Origin of the sequence: Streptomyces inhibens (genome assembly GCF_003389455.1) — a bacterium.
Lineage (GTDB): Bacteria > Actinomycetota > Actinomycetes > Streptomycetales > Streptomycetaceae > Streptomyces > Streptomyces inhibens.
The window spans coordinates 42,934-61,498 of record NZ_QUAC01000148.1 but is presented as its reverse complement, the minus strand read 5'-3'; the positions used below and the strand labels follow the sequence as shown (position 1 = coordinate 61,498).

18 protein-coding genes are annotated in these 18,565 nt (G+C 69.0%); 12 read left to right on the top strand and 6 right to left on the bottom strand.

The window, feature by feature from the left end:
* Positions 1-46: 46 nt before the first annotated feature.
* Positions 47-523 (bottom strand): SsgA family sporulation/cell division regulator, encoded by a 477-nt coding sequence (locus DY245_RS19295; protein ID WP_128508492.1) that lies wholly within the window; start codon positions 521-523, stop codon positions 47-49.
* 239 nt (positions 524-762) lie between these two features.
* Between DY245_RS19295 and DY245_RS19290 the strand changes: the two genes are divergently transcribed.
* Both DY245_RS19290 and DY245_RS19285 read left to right on the top strand, forming a co-directional pair.
* Positions 763-2,346, top strand: coding sequence for an RDD family protein (locus tag DY245_RS19290; protein ID WP_128508491.1), 1,584 nt, complete (start codon positions 763-765; stop codon positions 2,344-2,346).
* 113 nt (positions 2,347-2,459) lie between these two features.
* Positions 2,460-3,323, top strand: a complete 864-nt coding sequence (locus tag DY245_RS19285; RefSeq protein WP_181923758.1) for an RDD family protein — start codon at positions 2,460-2,462, stop codon at positions 3,321-3,323.
* Between the two features lie 114 nt (positions 3,324-3,437).
* On the opposite strand, the gene DY245_RS19280 is transcribed toward DY245_RS19285, so the two are convergent.
* The gene (locus DY245_RS19280; protein ID WP_128508490.1) at positions 3,438-3,764 is read right to left on the bottom strand and encodes a hypothetical protein; all 327 of its coding nucleotides are present in this window, start codon (positions 3,762-3,764) and stop codon (positions 3,438-3,440) included.
* Between the two features lie 400 nt (positions 3,765-4,164).
* Here DY245_RS19280 and DY245_RS19275 point away from each other — a divergent pair, with 400 nt between their 5' ends.
* Positions 4,165-6,555, top strand: a complete 2,391-nt coding sequence (locus DY245_RS19275) for an immune inhibitor A domain-containing protein (protein WP_128508489.1) — start codon at positions 4,165-4,167, stop codon at positions 6,553-6,555.
* A 121-nt stretch (positions 6,556-6,676) separates the two neighbouring features.
* Positions 6,677-7,111 (top strand): hypothetical protein, encoded by a 435-nt coding sequence (locus DY245_RS19270; protein ID WP_244943124.1) that lies wholly within the window; start codon positions 6,677-6,679, stop codon positions 7,109-7,111.
* A 6-nt stretch (positions 7,112-7,117) separates the two neighbouring features.
* Here the strand turns inward: DY245_RS19270 and DY245_RS19265 are convergent, their stop codons facing one another.
* Together DY245_RS19265 and DY245_RS19260 are read right to left on the bottom strand one after the other, a co-directional pair.
* Positions 7,118-7,714 carry an isochorismatase family protein gene (locus tag DY245_RS19265; protein ID WP_128508488.1) on the bottom strand — a complete coding sequence of 199 codons (597 nt, stop codon included), beginning with the start codon at positions 7,712-7,714 and terminating at the stop codon, positions 7,118-7,120.
* A gap of 162 nt (positions 7,715-7,876) precedes the next feature.
* On the bottom strand, positions 7,877-9,205 hold the full coding sequence (locus DY245_RS19260) for a nicotinate phosphoribosyltransferase (protein ID WP_128508487.1): 1,329 nt from the start codon (positions 9,203-9,205) through the stop codon (positions 7,877-7,879).
* Between the two features lie 150 nt (positions 9,206-9,355).
* Here DY245_RS19260 and clpS point away from each other — a divergent pair, with 150 nt between their 5' ends.
* The 8 genes from clpS (at position 9,356) to DY245_RS19220 (ending at position 15,360) form a co-directional block, all read left to right on the top strand.
* The gene (gene clpS, locus DY245_RS19255; RefSeq protein ID WP_128508486.1) at positions 9,356-9,709 is read left to right on the top strand and encodes an ATP-dependent Clp protease adapter ClpS; all 354 of its coding nucleotides are present in this window, start codon (positions 9,356-9,358) and stop codon (positions 9,707-9,709) included.
* A complete protein-coding gene (locus DY245_RS19250) occupies positions 9,706-10,299 on the top strand; it encodes a DUF2017 domain-containing protein (RefSeq protein ID WP_128508485.1) in 594 nt (197 codons plus the stop codon). Before clpS ends, DY245_RS19250 begins: the two co-directional genes overlap by 4 nt.
* Positions 10,300-10,619: 320 nt before the next feature.
* Positions 10,620-12,086 carry an amino acid permease gene (locus DY245_RS19245; RefSeq protein WP_128508484.1) on the top strand — a complete coding sequence of 489 codons (1,467 nt, stop codon included), beginning with the start codon at positions 10,620-10,622 and terminating at the stop codon, positions 12,084-12,086.
* Positions 12,087-12,209: 123 nt separating this feature from the next.
* Positions 12,210-12,635: a M67 family metallopeptidase gene (locus DY245_RS19240; RefSeq protein WP_128508483.1), complete on the top strand. Its 426-nt coding sequence runs from the start codon at positions 12,210-12,212 to the stop codon at positions 12,633-12,635.
* Between the two features lie 84 nt (positions 12,636-12,719).
* Complete coding sequence (locus DY245_RS19235; protein ID WP_342354199.1) at positions 12,720-12,893, top strand: putative leader peptide; 174 nt, start codon at positions 12,720-12,722, stop codon at positions 12,891-12,893.
* Positions 12,894-13,036: 143 nt separating this feature from the next.
* Entirely contained in the window at positions 13,037-13,315 is a 279-nt protein-coding gene (locus tag DY245_RS19230; protein ID WP_128508481.1) for a MoaD/ThiS family protein, read from the top strand.
* A gap of 2 nt (positions 13,316-13,317) precedes the next feature.
* Positions 13,318-14,268, top strand: coding sequence for a PLP-dependent cysteine synthase family protein (locus DY245_RS19225; RefSeq protein WP_128508480.1), 951 nt, complete (start codon positions 13,318-13,320; stop codon positions 14,266-14,268).
* A 339-nt stretch (positions 14,269-14,607) separates the two neighbouring features.
* Positions 14,608-15,360: an MBL fold metallo-hydrolase gene (locus DY245_RS19220; protein WP_128508479.1), complete on the top strand. Its 753-nt coding sequence runs from the start codon at positions 14,608-14,610 to the stop codon at positions 15,358-15,360.
* A 141-nt stretch (positions 15,361-15,501) separates the two neighbouring features.
* Here the strand turns inward: DY245_RS19220 and DY245_RS19215 are convergent, their stop codons facing one another.
* Both DY245_RS19215 and DY245_RS19210 read right to left on the bottom strand, forming a co-directional pair.
* Entirely contained in the window at positions 15,502-16,755 is a 1,254-nt protein-coding gene (locus DY245_RS19215; RefSeq protein ID WP_128508478.1) for a PTS transporter subunit EIIC, read from the bottom strand.
* Positions 16,756-17,021: 266 nt separating this feature from the next.
* Positions 17,022-18,335 (bottom strand): PTS transporter subunit EIIC, encoded by a 1,314-nt coding sequence (locus DY245_RS19210; protein ID WP_128508477.1) that lies wholly within the window; start codon positions 18,333-18,335, stop codon positions 17,022-17,024.
* Positions 18,336-18,565 lie beyond the last annotated feature (230 nt).

Below are 18,565 nucleotides of genomic sequence, written 5' to 3'. Positions count from 1 at the left end.
GTCCAAGGCCTAAGGCCGCACCCCCGGCGGGCTCCCCGGGCACCCCTTACGCCCCGGGCTCCGGCGACTCGTCCGAAGGACGGCCGTCACCGGGCCACAGGTCTTCCCGCGACGCCATGGCGAACAGTTCGCCCAGCCCTTTGTCGAGGCCCAGATGCCGCTGCTCGGACCCCGGCGGGACCAGCCGCAAGGTGCGCTCCAGCCACGCCGACACCGCCGCGGCCGGCGCCTGCAGCAGCGCCTCGCCGTCCGGCGAGTTCAGCGCCATGCAGACCAGGCTGCGGCCGTCCACCTTCATCGGCCACACCCGCACATCGCCGTCGCCGCACGGCCGGAACACGCCCTCGACGAGCAGTTCGCGGGCGAAGGTCCAGTTGACCGGGGAGTCCGAACCGATATGAAAGGTGACATGGACGGCGTACGGGTCATCCGACCGGTACGCCAGCCGGGCCGGCACCGGAATGCTTCTCTCCGGCGACAGGACCAGGCCCAGTTCGAGCTCTCGTTCCACCACGGTGCGCATGACGTCCGCCTCTCTTCGTTCCCTGCGGACACCCGGAAACGGGCCCGCACAGAGTAGAGAGGCGCCCGGTGCCGGACCCTTACGCGACTTCGTACAACTTTTTTCCCGGGCCTCTTCCAGGTGGTCGTGGGCGGGCATGGGCACCGATGCGACCCGGGGTCTGATAGATGTGGACGCTGCGTTGCGGCAGACTGCACCCCAACACCCACCAGGCCGAGTACAGATACGGGACTTCGGACATGAGCGCCCCTACCTCAGGATCCGCCGGCGGCAGCCCCACGCCAGGCTTCTACCCGGACCCGTCCATCCCCGGCTACATCCGGTACTGGAACGGTGCCGCATGGGTGCCGGGCACCAGTCGGCCGGCCCCGGCCGAGGGTGAGGCGATGCCCGCACCGCCGCCCGGCGCGGCCCCACCGTCCGCGCCCGCCGTCGAGGAGACCGGGCCGGTCTTCTTCGACGAGGAGGCGGCCGGCGACGCCGCGTTGCCGGCGGTACGCCGGAGCGGCGAGATCGAGACCCGGCCCGCCGCCAGTTGGGACGACCCGTCCCGGCTGCACGGCACCAGCCCGGAGGCGGCCTCCGCCTGGCAGGCCGACGCCTCCCGGCAGGCCGGCTTCGGCGGTGAGACGGACCGCCGGATCTCCTGGGGTTCGCCCGACCAGGCACCCTCGGGGGCGCCGTCGGGCGCCGCCTCGTGGGGCTCGGTGCCGCCGCAGCGCGACGAGCAGGGCGACGGGTCCGCGTCCGGCGATCTGCCCGGCACGTCCTCGTCCGCCTCGCCCGCCCCGGGCAAGCCCGGCGTCCCGGCCGACGGGACGGTCGCCATCCGCGCGGTCAACCCGGCCGCGCCCCGTGGCGGAAACTCCGGCGACCAGGGCACCACCGCGATCCGTGCGGTACGGCCGGACGCCAACAAGCCCGCCAAGCCCGCCAAGGCCAACGAGACGATGGCGATCCGCGTCGCGGGCGGCGCCGGGACGCCGTCCGCCGGGTCCGGCACCGGCACCCCGCAGTCGCTCCCGTCCGTCGGCGCCCAGCAGAGCCGCCCGGCACCGCAGCACCAGGCGCCACCGCAGCAGACGCCACAGCATCAAGCGCCGCAGCACCAGGCGCCGCAACACCAGACGCCGCAGAACCCGGCGCCACAGAACTCCGCACCGCAGAACCCGGTGCAGCAGCACCCCGGTCAGCAGTCGCCCGCACCCTCGGCCGGCTTCCCGTCGCAGGGCGCTGCCGCGCCCGGACCGCAGGGCGCGGGCGCCGAGGGCGTCATCCCCTGGAAGCCGCCGGCCGCCGCCGACCCCTTCTTCGCGGCCGCGCAGGCCGCACAGAGCCACCCGGCCGGGCTCGGCCGCAGGCTCGCGGCCCGGCTGATCGACACCCTGGTGCTGGGCGCGGCCACCGCCGCGGTGGCCGTCCCCATGTGGGGCACGGTCACGGACCACATCGACGCGAAGGTCGAGGCGGCCAAGCAGTCCGGCCGCCAGGTGACGGTCTATCTGATCGACGGCACCACCGCACCGGTCTTTGCCACGATCCTGGCCGTCCTGCTGATCGGGGGCGCGCTCTACGAGGCGCTGCCGACCTTCAAGTGGGGCCGCACCCTGGGCAAGAAGCTGTGCGGCGTGCGGGTGCTCGACATCGAGGGCCATGACACCCCGCTGCTGGCCGCCGCGCTCAAGCGCTGGTTCCTCTACAGCGTCCTCGGCATCCTCGCCGTCGGTGTGCTCAACGTCGTCTGGTGCCTCTTCGACCAGCCGTGGCGCCAGTGCTGGCACGACAAGCTGGCGCGGACGTTCGTCGCCGCGGACAAGACCTAACCGCCCGGCCGCCTACCAGCGATATCTCGTTCGGCCGATCCGCCGGGCGCCATCGGTCCCCCGAACGGACTTCGCCGGATGCGCCCGGCCGTGACAAGGGGTCGACTCGGGCCATGAGTACCGACCAGCCCCGGCCCGGCCCCGGTGAGCCGCCGGAGAACGATCCGTTCCTGAAGAAGCCGCAGGAGCCCCCGGCGGGCGGCGCTCCTCGCAACAGCTCTCCTCGTAGCAACGGCTCCCCTCGTGACGACTCACCGCAGGGCGGCGGCACGGGCGGGGGTGAGGGCGGTACGCCACCCCCGGGCGGCACACCACCCCCGGGCGGTACGCCACCCCCGGGCGGCACACCACCTCCGGGCGGCACACCACCCCCGGGCGGTACGCCACCGCCCCCTCCGGGCGGTACGCCACCCCCAGAAGGCCCGCCGCCTCCCGGGGGCACGCCGCCCTATGGAGGAGCCCCGCCGTATGCCGGCGATCCCTACGGGGGGCAGTACGGGCCGGCCGATCCGCTGGCCGGAATGCCGCCGCTGGCGAACCGGGGCCGCCGGCTGGTCGCGCGCATCATCGACGCGATTCTCATCGGTGTGCCGGTGTCCTTGATCATGACGGTGATCGTCGGCGGGGTGGACTACTTCAGCACCAGCAACGTGGAGGCCGGCAAGCAGTCGACGGTATCGGGCGTCACGATGCTGGTGTATCTCATCTACGAAGGGCTGATGCTGACCAGTCGCGGCCAGACCGTCGGCAAGATGGCGATGAAGATCCGGGTGGCGATGCTCGCGAACGGCTCGATCCCGACCGCCCAGGCGGGCTGGATCCGGGCCGCGGTCTATACGCTGCCGGAGATCGTGCCGTGCTGCGGCTTCATCTTCTGGCTGGTCAACGTCCTGTGGTGTACCTGGGACAAGCCGTATCAGCAGTGTCTGCACGACAAGGCGGCCAAGACCGTGGTGGTCTCCACGGAGCCTGCGTAGCGCGGGTGTTCCCCCTGCGCGTGCCCGTCGGGGTGTCCCCGTGCGCGCGCCCGTCCGGGTGCGCGGTGGTGCGCGCGCTCGTCGGCGCGCGTGCTCGTTGGTGAGAGTTGCGCGTCAGTGAGAGTGCTCGCCGACCCGTGCCTCGACGGCGGCCGGCTCGGTGAGCCGGGCCCGCGGCATGCGGTCGGACGGCGCCGGTACGGGCCTCAACGGGGCGGGCGCGGCGGACGACTTGGCGCGTACGACATGCCGGCGGACCACGCGTGACACCCCCGGCATCGGTGCCGTCATGGCGACGAGCAGACCGAGCCCCAGCCCGGCGATGGCGATGACCGCGACCCCGATCCCGGTCTGCGTCTGTGAGAGCAGCAGCATCGCGAGGGTGGAGAAGAAGACGGTGGCCGAGCCGTAGGCGAGCTGGGTGGCAGTCGGACGAGGCATGGCGAAATCCGTCCTCGGAGGGTCGGCAGGGGGTGTCGGTCAAAGAGGCGCCATCAAACGAGCCTACGGTCCTTACTGCCCGAGCGGAACGCCAAGTAAGCGTGACCTAACCCACGGAGCGGTGCACAGGGGGCGCACGAACAGTCGCTCGGTCGAACGCGCGTTGCCGTCATGGCTGTTGAGGGCGGGGGCGCATGCCCCGCAGGCATATACGCCCGGGTCCTGCCCGCCCAGGGGGAGTACCGGTACGGCATGGCCGTCCGGTGTCCGATAGCCGAAACCAGCGGATCGAGAAACGTACTTCGCTGACGTGCGCAAGTCAAGATCTGTCTTTTCCCCTGTATTTCCGGTCGAATGCCCTTCGACCAGTGGGACCGCTCAAAGGGGAGGACAGCGCCAAGTGAGAGACAACAGAAGGGTGTTCAGATCGGCCGCCCTGGCCACGGCAATCGCCGCGATCGGGGCGGCCGCTTTGTCTTCGGGGGTGGCGACGGCCGACGCACAGGGACCGTCGCCCGTCGCCAAGCGCCAAGACCCGGCCCCCGAGCGGTCCGTGGACCACGACCTGGCGGGCCCGTTCAGCGAACGGCAGGCGGCCGAGCGCAAGGAAGCCCTCCAGCAGGTCATGTCCGGCGACGCCAAGGCGACCGAACGGGGTGGTTCGAAGGTCGTCAAGCTCGGCAGGAGCAAGTACGTCGAGCTGGCCCGGCAGAAGACCGACAAGATCTTCACCGTCCTCGTGGACTTCGGCGACAAGGTCGACGACACCACGATGTTCGACCCGGACGGCGACGGCCCCAAGCCGCCGGTGAAGAAGTACGGCGGCGAGGCCGGCCCGGCGCACAACCAGATAGCCGAGCCGGACCGTGCCAAGGACAACAGCACGGCCTGGCAGAAGGACTACAACCAGAAGCACTTCCAGGACCTCTACTTCTCGCACGACAAGAAGAAGCAGTCGCTGGCCAAGTACTACGAGAAGCAGTCCTCGGGCCGCTACTCCGTCGACGGCGAGGTCTCCGACTGGGTCAAGGTCGACTCGAACGAGGCCCGGTACGGTTCCAACTACTGCGGCCAGACCAACTGCGCCAACGCCTGGGACCTGATCCGCGACGGCGTCAACCAGTGGGCCAAGGACCAGAAGGCGGCCGGCCGTACCGACGCGCAGATCAAGGCCGATCTCGCCAAGTACGACCAGTGGGACCGCTACGACCACGACGGCGACGGCAACTTCAACGAGCCTGACGGCTACATCGACCACTTCCAGATCGTGCACGCCGGCGAGGACGAGTCCGCGGGCGGCGGTGTCCAGAAGACCAACGCCATCTGGGCGCACCGCTGGTACGCGTACGGCACCGACGCCGGCAAGACCGGACCGGGTGAGAACAAGGCCGGCGGCACCCAGATCGGCGACACCGGCATCTGGGTCGGCGACTACACCATGCAGCCGGAGAACGGCGGCCTCGGCGTCTTCGCCCACGAGTACGGCCACGACCTGGGCCTGCCGGACGAGTACGACACCACCGGTACCGGCGAATCCTCGGTGGACTTCTGGTCGCTGATGTCGGGCGGCTCCTGGCTCGGCAGGGGCAAGGACTCCATCGGCGATCTGCCCGGCGACATGAGCGCCTGGGACAAGCTGCAGCTGGGCTGGCTCAACTACGGCAAGGCCAAGGCCGCCGGCAAGTCGACCCACAAGCTGGGCGTCGCGGAGTACAACACCAAGGACAAGCAGGCGGTGGTCGTCGAACTGCCCGCCAAGGCGGTCAAGACCGACATCGTCCAGCCCGCGGAAGGCTCCAAGCAGTGGTGGAGCGACATGGGCAACGATCTGAAGAACACCCTGTCCCGGCCGGTGGACCTCACCGGTAAGGCCAAGGCGTCGCTGACGCTCAAGGGCTGGTGGGACATCGAGAAGGACTACGACTACCTCTACGCCGAGGTCTCCACCGACGGCGGCAGCAACTGGACGGCCCTGGACGGCACCGCGAACGGCAAGGCCATTTCGCGGGACGGCAGCGACAAGCCCGCACTGACCGGCACCGTCGCCGCCTACCAGGACCTCGCCTACCCGCTGGACGCCTACGCGGGCAAGAAGATCGACCTCCGCTTCCGGTACCAGACCGACGGCGGCGCGGCCCAGAAGGGTTTCGCGGCCGACACCGTCAGCGTGGTCGCCGACGGCAAGCCGCTGTTCAGCGACGACGCCGAGGGCGACGACAACGGCTGGACCAGCAAGGGCTTCTCGCGCATCGGCGGGTCCTTCACCAAGGACTACCCGCAGTACTACATCGCCGAGAACCGCCAGTACGTGTCGTACGACAAGACCCTCAAGGTCGGCCCGTACAACTTCGGCTGGACCACCGACAAGCCGAGCTGGGTGGAGCACTTCCCCTACCAGAACGGTGTGCTGATCTGGCTGTGGGACACCTCGCAGCCGGACAACAACGTCGGCCAGCACCCCGGCCACGGGCAGATCCTGCCGGTCGACGCGCACCCCAAGGCCGAGCGGTGGGCGGACGGCAAGCTGATGCGCAACCGCTTCCAGTCCTACGACTCGACCTTCACGCGCTACGCGACCGACGCCCTCACCCTGCACAGGGACGGCAAGCCGGTCACGATCACGTCGAAGAAGGGCGTGACGCTCTTCGACGACCGCAACGGCGTCTACTACGACAAGGCGAACCCCACCGGTGGTGTGATCGTTCCTGACACCAACACCCGGATCAAGATCACCAAGGAGGCCAGGGACGGCTCCTCGGTGACGGTTCAGGTCGGCCCCGCCGGTAAGTAAAAGGTAAAATCGCAGGTCAGAAGGCAATCGGCCGTCGCCCCCTAGCGGGCGGCGGCCGATTCGCGTTTGATGCGTCCTACAGTTCCTTGTTGACGCCGAGTCTCACGGGGGAGATATGACGATGTCCGGTGGTGGCTTCATCAGGCTTCCTGACGGAAGCGTGGTGGTCGCCCTCGCGCTGCCCAGACCGAGCCATGGCCCGCTGTCCGGCCCGTACGACTGCGGCTGCCGGGTCCGGGTCCTGGTCCATGCCGTGAACCGCCAGCGCGCCCTGACCAGGCTGCGCAACCTCGGGCTGCGGCGGGTCTACCTGCGCGGCAACACCGTGCCGCCCACACCCGACGAGATCACGGCCGTACTGCATCACCCGGACGGCCTGGTCTGGCGCGAGACCCCGGACGACGACACGGAGTCCTGGCATCCGATACGGGCCCTGCTGCGGCCGCAGGCCGTCGCTCCGGCACCTCCGGCCCGTCTGGGGGTCGCCCCGGCGGAGCTGGGGGAGTTCGAGGACACGCTGGCCGAAGGCCACGGGCGCGCCGCGCCGGCCGCGTAACGCGGCTCACCCGCCGACGAGCACCGGCTTACCGGTCAGCTCGGCGCCCGCCGCCCGCAGCTCGTCGAGCGCCTGCTCGGTGGTGCGGGCGGCGACCCCGGCCGTCAGATCCAGCAGGACATGGGTGCGCAGCCCGGCGCCGATCGCGTCCAGGGCGGTGGCGCGTACACAGTGGTCGGTGGCGATACCGACCACATCGACCTCGGTGACGCCGTGCTGGTGCAGCCAGTCCGCGAGCGGTGTGCCGTTCTCGTCCCTGCCCTCGAATCCGCTGTACGCGGCGGTGTGGGCGCCCTTGTCGAAGACCGCGTCGATCGCGCCGGAGGCGATGGCCGGGGCGAAATTGGGGTGGAAGCCGCTGCCTTCCGTGCCGGCCACGCAGTGCACCGGCCAGGAGTGCTCGTAGTCCGGGTGGTCGGAGAAGTGATCGCCCGGGTCGATGTGGTGGTCCCGGGTGGCCACGACATACCGGTAGCAGCCGCCGGCCGTCTGCCCGATCAGATCGGTGATGGCCGCCGCGACATCCGCACCTCCCGCCACCGCGAGGCTGCCGCCCTCGCAGAAGTCGTTCTGCACATCAACGACGATCAATGCCCGGTGCATGGTGCGTGCCTTCCGGCTGGGAATCGGAGGGGGAGGGGCGCGAAGTGGTGGTGTGACCGAGGGTAGCCACTGGAGGGGGATTGCGGGAGTGGGGCGGAGGTGTACGCGCCGGCCGCAGGCGACGGCCCGTACGCCCCGCCCTCCCCTGAATCCGTACCGGGCTCAGACGTACTCGGTCGGCAGCACGGCCTCACCGCGCGAGAGCTGCGTCGCCGACAGCGGCAGCTGGGCGCGGGCGGCGATATGCCGGTCGCGGGCGGCGTCCAGCGGTTCGCGGGCCACCACGTCGCCGGCGCTCACCAGCGGCACCTGGAGCTGCCGGTCGGCCAGCTCCGCGGGGACCGGCCCGGTGCCGACGACCTCGGCCTCGGCGATGCCGTCCCCGTCGAGCCGGCGGGCGGCCCACTTGCGGCCGCCGATCGAGGTCTTGGCGCCCATCGACTTCTTCGCGACCGGCCGCAGCGGGGCGCCGGGCGCGTCGCTCTCGGCCCGGGCGACCAGCTTGTAGACCATCGAGCAGGTCGGGTGGCCGCTGCCGGTCACCAGCTGGGTGCCGACGCCGTACGCGTCCACCGGCGCGGCGGCCAGCGAGGCGATGGCGTACTCGTCCAGATCGCTGGTCACCACGATCTTGGTCTTCTCGGCGCCCAGCTCGTCCAGCTGCTGGCGCACCCGGTGGGCGATCAGCAGCAGGTCGCCGGAGTCGATCCGGACGGCGCCGAGGCCGGGCCCGGCCACCTCCACGGCGGTACGGACCGCCTCGGTGACGTCGAAGGTGTCCACGAGCAGCGTCGTGCCGCTGCCGAGGGTGTCGACCTGCGCGGTGAAGGCGTCCCGCTCGGTGTCGTGCAGCAGGGTGAAGGCGTGCGCACTGGTGCCGACGGTGGGGATGTTGTAGCGGAAGCCGGCCGCCAGATCCGAGGTGGTGTGGAAGCCGCCGACGTACGCGGCACGGGCCGCGGCCACCGCCGACAGCTCGTGGGTGCGGCGGGCGCCCATCTCCATCAGCGGGCGGTCGCCGGCCGCCACCGCCATCCGGGAGGCGGCCGCGGCCACCGCGGAGTCGTGGTTGAGGATCGAGAGGATCACCGTCTCCAGGAGCACCGCCTCGGCGAAGGTGCCCTCGACGCGCATGATCGGGGAGCCGGGGAAGTAGACCTCGCCCTCCGGGTAGCCCCAGATGTCGCCGCGGAAGCGGAAGTCGGCCAGCCACTTCAGCGTGGGCTCGTCGAGGATGCCGCGCTCGCGCAGGAAGCCGAGGATCGTCTCGTCGAAACGGAAGTTCTCCACCGCGTCCAGCACCCGGCCGGTGCCGGCCACCACGCCGTAGCGGCGGCCCTCGGGCAGCCGGCGGGCGAAGACCTCGAAGACCGAGCGCCGGTCCGCGGTGCCGGACCGCAACGCGGCCTGCAGCATGGTGAGTTCGTACTGGTCGGTGAAGAGCGCAGTCGACGGCACGGCCACCGGCAGCCCCAGGTCTGCTGTGTTCATGAGGGAGATGCTACCCCCATTACTCGTCACTTTGACGATAGTGGGTGGGTGCTGCCGGAGGCGCTCCGGAGCGGGGGCGCGCGGCTCGCCGACGCGACCGTAGGAGGGGCATTTGTGCGCCGCCCGCCCCCGGGTGGCAGCATGGGGCCTGTGAGCGCCCACCCGTCACCCACGATCACGCCTCGGCCGCATCACTGCACGCTCAGTGTCCCGGTCGAGATCGAGCGTCCAGAGTCGAGCGAGGCTCCCTTCGAGGTACCCGAACCCGACGTCCCGTGGGTCACGATCGTCCACAACGACCCCGTCAACCTCATGAGCTACGTCTCCTATGTCTTCCAGACGTACTTCGGTTACTCCAAGGACAAGGCGCACCAGCTGATGCTCGACGTCCATCACAAGGGCCGCGCGGTCGTCTCCAGCGGCAGTCGCGAGGAGATGGAACGCGACGTACAGGCCATGCACGGCTACGGCCTGTGGGCGACCCTTCAGCAGGACCGCCGATGACCGGTCACTTCGAGCCGCTGCCCGACGGCGGCGCCGCCGTACCGCTCGACGAGATCGAGATCTCCATCCTGCGCAGCCTCGCCGTCCAGCTGATCGAGCTGCTCGGTCCGGGCGAGGAGGCGGGCGACAGCGAGAGCGACGACCTGCTCGCCTCGATCTTCAACGACGGCCCCAGTGAGCCGCCCGCCGACCCGGTCCTGGCCCGGCTCTTCCCCGACGCCTACGGCGGCCCCGACCTCGTCCCCGACGACGACGTACGCGCCGCCTCCGCCGAGTTCCGCCGCTACACCGAGAACGATCTGCGCTCCCGCAAGCGCGAGGACGCCCTCGCGCTGATCCGCGCGCTCGACACGCTCTCGCCCGAAGGCGGCAACGCCCAGCTGCGGCTGAAGCCCGACGAGTGCCGGCGGTGGCTGGGGGCCCTCAACGACCTCAGGCTGGCCATCGGGACCCGTCTGGAGGTCACCGACGAGGAGGACGGCGGCGAGCTGCTGCGCCTGCCGGACAGCGATCCGCGCAAGCCGATGGTGATGGCCTACCTCTGGCTCGGCGGACTGCAGGAGACCCTCGTCGAGTCACTGATGGGCTGATATCGGGGCGTACCGTCCCGATTGTTTGCGTACTGTTCGCTCAGCGGATGCTCAAATCCGCATAACGATCGCGTCACCACGCCTGTGTGTTGTGCTGCCGCTTTTGGCCTTTGTCCTATTTTCCCCGTGGTCCCCCTCACGGCCGTACTAGTCGATCTTTGAACGGCCGTGATAAATGTTCACGACCTGCCGTGAGTGACACCACCCCTGTCGCTGCGGGAGCGCTTAGCCGGCCGACCGTCGGCGTGCAGGAACTCCATCCGGGGGGTCGGGACCCGACCCGGACAGACCGGGTCGGTATGGAGAAAGGCGCACCACTCATGACCTCTGTGCAGGTCGACAAGCAACACGACGGCAACGAGGCCGCTGGGCCCGCTCCTGAAGAGGGCTACCAGCGGGGTCTGGGAAACCGCCAGATCCAGATGATCGCCATTGGTGGCGCCATCGGTACTGGCCTGTTCCTCGGAGCGGGCAAGGCGATCTCCATGGCCGGGCCGAGCATCATCCTGGCCTACGCCATCGTCGGTCTGGTCATCTTCTTCATCATGCGGGCCCTGGGCGAACTGCTCATGTACCGGCCCGTATCCGGCTCCTTCTCCGAGTACGGCCGTGAATTCCTCGGCCCGTTCATCGGCTTCGTGACCGGCTGGACGTACTGGCTTTTCTGGGTCGTCACCGGCATCACGGAAGTGACTGCAGCGGCCACCTATGTGCAGTACTGGAACCAGGGCATACCGCAATGGGTCTCGGCACTCGTCTTCACGTGTGCGCTCTTCGGTATCAACCTGATCTCCGTAAAGATCTTCGGTGAGCTGGAATTCTGGTTCTCGATGGTCAAGGTCACCGCGATCATCGGCATGATCCTGATCGGCCTCGGCGTGATCACCCTCGGCTTCTCCAACGCCGGTGACACCGCCTCCTTCACCAACCTGTGGTCCCACGGCGGCTTCTTCCCCAAGGGCATCGGCGGCACGCTGATGACGCTGCAGATCGTGATGTTCGCCTTCCTCGCCGTCGAACTCGTCGGCGTCACCGCGGGCGAGGCGAACAACCCGAAGAAGGTCCTGCCCCAGGCCATCAACACCGTGCCGTGGCGGATCGGCCTCTTCTACATCGGCGCGCTGATCATCATCCTGTCCGTCGTCAGCTGGACGGTCTTCAAGCCGGGCGTCAGCCCGTTCGTCGCCGCCTTCCAGCAGATCGGCCTGCCGGCCGGCGCCGGCATCGTCAACTTCGTCGTGCTGACCGCTGCGCTCTCCTCCGCCAACTCCGGCATGTACTCCACCGGCCGGATGCTGCGCGACCTCGCGCTCAACGGCCAGGGCCCGAAGCTCTTCACCAAGCTCAGCAAGAACGGCCTGCCCACCTGGGGCACCGGAGTGTCGGTCGGCATGATGCTGTTCGGCGTCTGGATCAACTACCAGTGGCCGGGCGACGCCTTCAACTACGTCGTCTCCTTCGCCACCATCTCCGGTATGTGGGCCTGGATCGTCATTCTCGCCTCCCAGCTGCGCTACCGCGCCAAGGCGAACCGCGGCGAGCTGCCGCAGTCCGAGTTCAAGGCTCCCGGCAGCCCCTACACCTCGATCTTCGCTCTGGCCTTCATCGCCATGGTGATCGTGATGATGGGCGTCGACCCGGACGCCCGGATCTCGCTCTACGCCGCCCCCGTGTGGGCGCTCATCCTGGGCGTGGGCTACCTCTGCATCAAGCGGCGGGAAGCGGCGAACGGCCTGGCGGCCGACGCTGCCCCGCAGGAGGTCCCCGCCAAGGACGCGAAGAACTGAGGCCGCGGCCGGGGTGGGCCACCACCCCGGCCGGACGGGCTGATTCCGTTCAGCTGTCCAGCATGCGGGCCCGTGCGTACCATCCCTCGGTACGCGCGGGCCCGCATGCTTATTCTTGGCGCCATGCTGACCCTTACCAAGGCCCTCTACGACCAGATCGTCGAGCACTCCCGCCAGGACCACCCCGACGAGGCCTGCGGTGTGGTCGCGGGCCCGGCCGGCAGCGGCCGTCCCGAGCGGTTCATCCCGATGCTGAACGCCGCCCGCTCACCCACGTTCTACGAATTCGACTCCTCGGACCTGCTCAAGCTCTACCGCGAGATGGACGACCGGGACGAGGAGCCGGTGATCATCTACCACTCGCACACCGCCACCGAGGCCTACCCCTCGCGTACCGACATCTCGTACGCGAACGAGCCCGATGCCCACTATGTCCTGGTCTCCACCGCCGACACCGACGACGCCGGACCCTTCCAGTTCCGCTCGTTCCGTATCGTCAACGGCGAGGTCACGGAGGAAGATGTCGAGGTCGTGGCGGCGTACTCCTGATCGCGTCCCACCTGGCGTACACCGATCGTCCGCATCATGGGACGAGGTTCCAATACCCGGACCGGGAATCGATACGATGACCGCATGGTTGACCACGACGTGAGCGAGAAGAGGCCGGGCATGATGCTGCTCGCTCCGCTCGCCACGCGTCGCTCCGCATCTGCCCTGCTGGGCGCGTTCGGCTGCGGAGCCGCACGGCTGCACGTGGATCTGTGCCGCCTTTCCAGCGCCATCTGTCCGCGCTGCGCCGCCGCCTGACCCGGGCCCGCACCGGGCGCGGCGCGCGCCGGTCCCCGCCCCGCACCTTCCGCGTCACCCGACGCCCCCCGGCACGCCGTACCGCCGTGCACCCGGGACGCACCAGCCCCGCCACCGCACTCACTCCGACAGGAGCACTCCCCATGGCCATCGAGGTCCGAATCCCCACCATCCTGCGCACCTACACCGACGGCCAGAAGGCCGTCGAGGGCAGCGGAGAGACCCTCGCCGACCTCTTCACCGACCTGGACAGCCGGCACACCGGCATCCGTGAGCGCCTTGTCGACGGCGAGCAGCTGCGCCGCTTCGTGAACGTCTACCTCAACGACGAGGACGTGCGCTTCCTCGAAGGCATCTCCACCAAGCTGGCCGACGGCGACAGCGTGACGATCCTCCCGGCCGTCGCCGGCGGAATGGTCTGACAGTGCGGTACGACTCCCCGCTGGCGGCGGTCGGGAACACCCCTCTCGTCCGCCTCCCGCGCCTCTCGCCCTCCGAGGACGTCCGCATCTGGGCGAAGCTGGAGGACCGCAATCCCACGGGCTCGGTCAAGGACCGGCCCGCGCTGCACATGGTCGAACAGGCCGAGAAGGACGGCCGGCTCACCCCCGGCTGCACGATCCTTGAGCCGACCAGCGGCAACACCGGCATCTCGCTCGCCATGGCGGCCAAGCTCAAGGGCTACCGCATGGTGTGCGTCATGCCGGAGAACACCTCGTCCGAACGGCGGGAGCTGCTCGCCATGTGGGGCGCCGAGATCATCTCCTCGCCCGCGGCCGGCGGCTCCAACACGGCCGTCCGGGTCGCCAAGGAGCTCGCCGCCGAGCACCCCGACTGGGTGATGCTCTACCAGTACGGCAACCCCGACAACGCCGGTGCGCACTACGCCACCACCGGCCCCGAGATCCTCGCCGACCTCCCCTCCGTCACCCACTTCGTGGCCGGTCTGGGCACCACGGGCACGCTGATGGGCGTCGGCCGCTTTCTGCGCGAGCGGGTCCCCGGCGTCCAGATCGTCGCCGCCGAACCGCGCTACGACGATGTCGTCTACGGCCTGCGCAACCTCGACGAGGGCTTCATCCCCGAGCTCTACGACGAGTCCGTGCTCACCACCCGCTTCTCGGTCGGCTCCGAGGACGCGGTCCGCCGCACCCGCGAACTCCTCGCCGAGGAAGGCATCTTCGCGGGCATCTCCACGGGCGCGGCGCTGCATGCCGCGATCGGCGTCGGCAAGAAGGCGGTGCGCGCCGGACAGAGCGCCGACATCGTCTTCGTCGTCGCCGACGGTGGCTGGAAGTACCTCTCCACCGGCGTCTACACCGCCGAGACGACGGAAGCGGCGATCGCCACGCTGCACGGCCAGCTCTGGGCATAACCGCCTGCCGGCGGGCTGCGCCGACTATGCCCGGGGGTGTCCCAGTAACGCTGGGGCGCCCCCGCAGAACTTCAGACCGCATGGCGATTCAGCCACGGCGCCGCGGGCCCCGCAGAATGGATGCGGCAGCGGCCACTACGTACGGGCGTACGGGGCGTCAGCCCGGACTGGTGATTCCGCCCACAGCTCGCCCCGCTGGAGGCGCCACAGGACCTTTTGCGCCTTACGCTCGTGGGCACCGCACAGACCGCCCAGGACCCGGCACAACCCGGCACGGCCCCGCCGGGAAGACCCGCCGGCCGCCGGCCGCCGCCCCCGCCCACGGAGGTTCACGCCCGTATGAAGCTCACTGTCGTCGGATGCTCGGGGTCGTTCCCTTCCATGGAATCGGCCTGCTCGAGCTACCTCCTGGAGGCCGACGGCTTCAGGCTGCTCCTCGACATGGGCAACGGCGCCCTGGGCGAGCTGCAGCGCCACTCCGGCCTCTATGACCTGGATGCCGTACTCCTGTCGCATCTGCATGCAGACCACTGCATCGATCTGTGCGGGTACTTCGTCGTGCGGTACTACCGCCCGGACGGCGGCCGTTGCGCGCCGATGCCGGTCTACGGGCCGGCCGGCACCGAGCAGCGGCTGACCGTGGCACACGCCGATCTGCCGCACGAGGGCGCGATGAGCGAGGTCTTCGAGTTCCGCACCCTGACGCCGGGCACGTTCACCATCGGGCCGTTCACGATCCGTACGGAGCGGGTCAGCCACCCGGTGGAGGCGTTCGGCTTCCGTATCGAGCACGACGGCAGGTCCCTGACGTACTCCGGGGACACCGGCGTCTGCGACGCGCTGGACACCCTCGCCGCGGGCACCGACTTCTTCCTGTGCGAGGCGTCCTTCACCTACGGCAAGGAAGACATCCCGGATCTGCACCTCAACGGCCGGGAGGCCGGCGAGCACGCCCGGCGGGCCGGGGCGGGCCGGCTGGTGCTGACCCATATCCCGCCGTGGACCGACCCGGACATCAACATCCGCGATGCGCAGAAGGTCTACGACGGGCCGGTCGAGGTCGCCAAGGCGGGCGCGGTGTACGAGATCTGAGGCGGCCGCCCCCAATCTGAGCCGGCCGTCCCTTCGTACGACGAAGGGCCCCGGTCATACGACGAAGGGCCCCGGAACCGTGGGTACGGTTCCGGGGCCCTTCGTGTGCCATGGGCCTGTGCGGCCTTGCGGCCTTGCGGCCTACGCCTTCGTCAGGTCCTCGACCTCTTCCTCGGGCTCCCGGCCCGGGGTGGTGAGGTTGAACTTGGTGATCGCGAAGCGGAAGAGCAGGTAGTAGACCGCCGCGAAGACCAGGCCGATCGGAATGATCATCCAGGGCTTGGTGGCCAGGTTCCAGTTCAGCGCGTAGTCGATGAAGCCCGCGGAGAAGGTGAAGCCGTCGTGCACGCCGAGCGCCCAGGTGACGGCCATCGAGACGGCGGTCAGCAGCGCGTGGATCGCGTACAGCACCGGCGCGATGAACAGGAACGAGAACTCGATCGGCTCGGTGATACCGCAGACGAAGGAGGTCAGCGCCAGCGAGATCATCATGCCCAGGACGGCCTTGCGGCGCTCGGGGCGGGCGGTGTGCGCGATGGCCAGCGCGGCGGCCGGCAGACCGAACATCATGATCGGGAAGAAGCCGGACATGAACTGTCCGGCGGACGGGTCGCCGGCGAAGAAGCGGCCGATGTCGCCGTGCGCGACCTTGCCCGCGGCGTCGGTGAAGTCACCGAGCTGGAACCACGAGACGGTGTTGACGAACTGGTGCATACCGATCGGCAGCAGTGCGCGGTTGATCAGGCCGAAGAGGCCCGCGCCGCCCGCCCCCAGGCCGGTCATCCACTCGCCGAAGCTGGAGATGCCGCTGCCGATGGGCTCCCAGACCAGCAGGAAGAGCACGCCGACGGCGGTGCCCACGAACGCCATGATGATCGGGACGAGCCGGCGGCCGTTGAAGAAGCCCAGCCAGTCCACCAGCTTCTTGCGGTGGTAGCGCTGCCACAGGATCGCGGACAGCAGACCCATCACGATGCCGCCGAGGACACCGGGATTGTTGACGACCGGTTCGACCCACTTGCCGGCCTCGATGTGGCCTTCGGTGACCGGGAACGCCTTGAGGACATTGCTGTAGACCAGGAAACCGACCAGGGCGGCGAGCGCCGTCGAGCCGTCGGACTTCTTCGCGAAGCCGATGGCGACGCCTATGCAGAACAGCAGCGGCAGATTGTCGAAGACGGCGCCACCGGCCGCGGCGAAGACCTTGCTGACGTCGATCCAGCCCAGGCCCTTCTCACCGAAGACGTCCGGCTGGCCGAGGCGGTTGAGGATGCCCGCGGCGGGCAGTACGGCGATCGGCAGCTGGAGGCTGCGGCCGATCTTCTGCAGGCCCTGGAACAGGCCGGAGCCCCGCTTCTTCGCGGGGGCCGCCTTCGTGGCGGTGGCCGAACTCATCGGATTCCTCCTGGTGAGGCGGGCACTCGGGGAAGGGGGGACGGCCCGCTGTCTGGTCTACACCTTGGTCTACACCACTGGTGGTTTAGACCATTCTTAGCATGTAGTCCGGGCATAAAGGAATCCATTCTTCCAAGTGGTGTGGACCACACGACGACCGGCCCCCGAGTCCCAGGACTCAGAGGCCGGCAGATGCGGCACAGAAGGCCAGGTGGGGGCCGTAACGGCTGCTACCGGCGCGGGTTTCCCGCGGGCGGTCCGCTCACCTACTTGATGTTCTCCCGCTCCATCGCATCGCCCACCTCGTCCGGCTCGCGGCCCGGAGTCGGCAGATTGAACTTCGTGATCACGAAACGGAAGAGCGCGTAGTACACCGCTGCGAAACACAGTCCGATGGGAATGATCAACCAGGGCTTGGTCGCCAGCCTCCAGTTGATGACGTAGTCGATCAGGCCCGCCGAGAAAGTGAAGCTGTCGTGCACCCCCAGCGCCCAGCTCACCACCATCGACACACCCGTCAGCAGGGCATGAATCGCGTACAGCACCGGCGCGATGAACATGAACGAATACTCGATCGGCTCGGTCACACCCGTCACGAACGACGTCAGACCGACCGACAGCATCATGCCCGCGATCTCCTTACGGCGATGAGGCTTGGCGCAGTGCGCAATCGCCAGCGCCGCGGCCGGCAGCGCAAACATCATGATCGGGAAGAACCCGGTGGTGAACTGCCCCGCATTCGGATCGCCCGCAAAGAACCGGTTGATATCACCGTGGACGACCGTGCCGTCCGGCTTGGTGAAACTGCCGAACTGGAACCACACAAAGACGTTCAGGAACTGATGCAGGCCGATCACCAGCAGCGCACGGTTGGCGACGCCGAAAATCCCCGAACCCCACGCACCCAGCGCCGACAGCCACTCACTGAAACTCGTCAGCGCAGCACCGATCGGGGGCCAGACGAACAGGCACACCACCGCGAATGCCACACCGACAAAGGCCATGATGATCGGCACGAGCCGGCGGCCGTTGAAAAAGCCCAGCCAGTCCACCAGCTTCACCCGGTGAAAGCGCTGCCAGAGCCAGGCGGACAGAAATCCCATGACGATGCCGCCGAAAACACCCGGATTCTGGAAGGCGGCCGGGGTGACCGTGAGGCTCTTGTCCACGCACACCCCGCTCCACAGGCCCGCCTGTGTGTACGTCTGCCCCGGGACGCAGCTCGACGGGAACGCGTGCAGCACCGAGTAATAGACGAGAAAGCCGGCCACCGCGGCCAGCGCCGTCGAACCGTCCGCCTTCTTGGCCATCCCGATCGCCACACCGATACAGAACAGCAGCGGCAGACCGAGCCCCGAATCCAGCAGCGCACCACCCGCGGCCGCGAACACCTTTGCGACGTCGGTCCAACCCAGCCCCTTCGCGCCGAACACATCCGGCTGGCCAAGACCGATGAGAATGCCCGCAGCGGGCAGGACGGCAATCGGCAACTGCAGACTGCGCCCCATCTTCTGCAGGCCCTGGAAGAGACTCGATGCCCAGCTCTTCCCCGGTGCCGCCGCCGCTGCGTTCGAGCTCATCCACGTCCTCCCGGCAGTCGGCCCGTCGACAACCGGCCCGGTGCTTGCCGCATACTGGTGGTGTAGACCACTTGTGGGTGCGCGCCGGCCGCCGTTGCGGCCGTCCGGTGCGCATTCCGGTGATCGCCATCCTTCGTCAGACAGCGGACAAACGCCCACATAGTTGGGCTGAACGTGCGTTACGGTGTGAAAACCGCACGGCATAACCGCCGGCGGCCGAGACAAGCAGG